3 protein-coding genes are annotated in these 2,911 nt (G+C 77.9%); 1 reads left to right on the forward strand and 2 read right to left on the reverse strand.

Annotation, left to right across the window (positions count from 1 at the left end; genetic code table 11):
• The coding region (locus ACWEMJ_RS33965; RefSeq protein ID WP_452140998.1) for a hypothetical protein at window positions 1–191 on the reverse strand (191 nt) is incomplete at its 3' end.
• Window positions 192–273: 82 nt separating this feature from the next.
• Between ACWEMJ_RS33965 and ACWEMJ_RS33970 the strand changes: the two genes are divergently transcribed.
• Window positions 274–888, forward strand: coding sequence for a TetR/AcrR family transcriptional regulator (locus ACWEMJ_RS33970; RefSeq protein WP_452140999.1), 615 nt, complete (start codon window positions 274–276; stop codon window positions 886–888).
• Between the two features lie 12 nt (window positions 889–900).
• On the opposite strand, the gene ACWEMJ_RS33975 is transcribed toward ACWEMJ_RS33970, so the two are convergent.
• Entirely contained in the window at window positions 901–1,803 is a 903-nt protein-coding gene (locus ACWEMJ_RS33975) for a protein phosphatase 2C domain-containing protein (RefSeq protein ID WP_452141000.1), read from the reverse strand.
• Window positions 1,804–2,911 lie beyond the last annotated feature (1,108 nt).

The following is a 2,911-nucleotide window of genomic DNA, read 5'->3' on the forward strand; positions in this document are numbered from 1 at the left end:
ACCGAGGAGGAGTTCGACGAGGTCTTCGCGGTCAACGTCCGCGCGCCGTTCTTCGTCGTCCAGCACGCACCGACGAACTGCTGCGCCTCGCCCCCGGCCTCGACCGCGAACAGGCCGCCGCCGTCCTGCGCAAGGCCTACCGGGCCGGGCTCGACCACGGCCGGCAGGAACACCTCGAAGGACGCGAACACGGCGGCTGGTGACCCCGCCCGCACCCCCGCCCCGCCCCGTACGGGAGACTGGACACCGGACAGCCAGCAACGAGGAGGGCGGATGGCCCCGCCACGCACCCGCCGCCCCGCCCGCCCCCGGGAAGAGGTGTACGCGGCCGCCCGCGCCGCCATCGCCGAACACGGCCTCGCCCGCCTCACCATGGCCGGCCTCGGCCAGCAGCTCGGCATGAGCGCCGGCCACCTGCTCTACTACTTCGGCAGCAAGGACCAGCTCCTGCTGGAGACCCTGCGCTGGAGCGAGGCCCAGCTCGGCGAGCGCCGCACCCGCGAACTCGCCCGCCACGACCTGCCGGTGCTCGAACGGCTGGCCCGCTACATCGACCTCTACCTCCCCGAAGGGCCCGGCGACCCCCGCTGGATCCTCTGGATCGAGGTCTGGAGCCGCTCCCCCGAGAGCGCGGACCTCCGCCAGGGCCAGCTCGACATCGAAACCCCCTGGCAGGACGACCTCACCGCGCTCGTCGCCGAAGGCCACCGCACCGGCGTCCTCGCCCCGACCGCCCCCGCCGCCACCCGCGCCACCCAGCTCCGCGCCCTCCTCGACGGCCTCGCCGTCCCGCTCGCCATCGGTCTCCCCGCCACCAGCCGCGCTGCTGCCGCTGCCCACGCCGCCTCCGCCGCCCACGCCCTGCTGGGCGTCACGGCCCCCGAGTAGCGGCTCCGGCGGCTACTCGGTCCAGACCGCTACGGCGGTGCGGTCGTCGGCGTAGCCCTTGGCGCGGACCTGGATCTGGCGGAGGAAGTCGACGGTGCCCGGCGGGTGGGGGTGGGCCCAGTGGCTGGAGAGGAAGTGGGCGACGGCCGGTTCCTCGGCGATCGGCGCGGCGAGGCCCGGGGTGCAGAGCAGCACGATGTCGCCGGAGGTGGCCGGGACCAGGCGGAAGCGGAACGGACGGGGGGCCGGGAGAGCGGCCGGGGGCAGCGGGGGATGACCGTCCGGGTGGTGCAGCAGACGGGCCGCGTAGGCGTCGATCCAGTGGCCGGCGCGCAGCAGGTACAGCCCGCCCGGGCCGGTGCCGAACGCGGCGCGGTGGGTGGCCGCCGGGTCGGTGGACATCAGCAGGCAGTGCAGCGAGCCGGTCTCCTCCGGCGGCAGTTCCTCATCCGGCGCGTCCTGCGCTCCCCCGTTGTCGGTGCGCAGCCGGGCCGCCGCCTGGACGGCGATCCGCTGCAGGCCGTACCGCAGCCGGTCGCGGGCCCCGGCCCGCAGGTCGGCGGCGAGTTCGGCGCGGCTGCGTCCGATCGCGGCGGCCAGCTGCCGGGCCGCGTCCGTCGCCGCCGCCGAGCCCCACGCGGCGTCGGCGTGGCGGGCCGGGCCGGCGAGGACCGTCAACACCAGGCCGTCCTCGCCCTCCCCGAACCGGACGGTGAGCAGCGCGTCGCGCCGCGGCTCACCCCGGTAGCGGGCGGAGTCGCCGCGGATCGACACCGCGCGCAGCGTGGTCGCCGCGAACTGGGCGCCGTCGATGACGGTGTCCGGCACGACACCGGCCAGCCCCGCCGGGTCCGTGACCGGCAGCACGGTCGGCTCGGCGGCGTACGTCGGCGGCCGCTCCCCGACGTGCGGCACCGCCGGCACCTCGGGCTCCCGCCACGGCGCACCGCGCTCCGAGGGGGGCGCGGCCGCGACGGCGGGCTCCGGTTCCGGTGCCCCGGCCGGCTGCGGGGCGGCCGACACCTGCGGCTCCGACCAGGACTTAGCGGGCTCCGAGAAGTGCGCGGCCGCAGGCCCGGGCTCCGGTTCCGGTGCCCCCGCCGCCCGCGGCGCGGCCGACACCTGCGGCTGCGACCACGACACCCCGGACTCCGAGAAGGGCGCGGCCGCGGGCCCGGGGGCCGGTTCCGGTGTCCTGGCCGATGACCGCTCCCTCCCCTGCGGCGCGCCCAGCGCCCACGCCGACGACGTCTCCGCTGGCTGCGCCGCAGCCGACACCAGCGGCTGCGGCCAGGACACACCGGACTCCGAGGGGGACGCGGCTGCGGGCCCGGGCTCCGGTTCCGGCTCCCCTGCCGATGACCGCTCGACCGCCTGCGGCGCGCCCGGCGCCTTCTCTTCTGCCTGCGGCGCAGCCGACACCCGCGGCTCCGACCAGGACGTATCCCGCCCCGAGGGGGCTCCGGGCCTGGCATCGGGCTCGACCGCCGTCGGCCGCCCCTCTGCCTGCGGCGCAGCCAGCACCTCCGGTTCCCGACCCGACACGCCCCGCGCCGAAGGGGGTCCGGGCGCAGCCTCGGGCTCCGCCCCCGGCACCCACGCCGACGACTGCTCCCCCACCTGCGACCTCTCCCACGCCACACCCCGGCCCGAAGGGGCGTCGGGCCCGGCTGCCGTCGAGAGCCGCTCTGCGTGCGGCGCAGCCGGTGCCTCCGGCTCCCGCCACGACACACCGCGCTCCGAAGGGGTTCCGGGCGCAGCCTCGGGCTCCGCCCCCGGCACCCACGCCGACGACTGCTCCCCCACCTGCGACCTCTCCCACGCCCGGCCCGAAAGGGCGTCGGGCCCGGCTGCCGTCGAGAGCCGCTCTGCCTGCGGCGCAGCCGGTGCCTCCGGCTCCCGACCCGACACACCGCGCTCCGCATGGGGCGCGGACACGACGCCGGACTCCGGCGCGGGCGCAGCCTCGCGCTCCGCCCCCGGCGCCCACTCCGCCGACCGTTCCCCCGCCTGCGGCGCAGCC

The organism is Kitasatospora sp. NPDC004531, assembly GCF_053602195.1.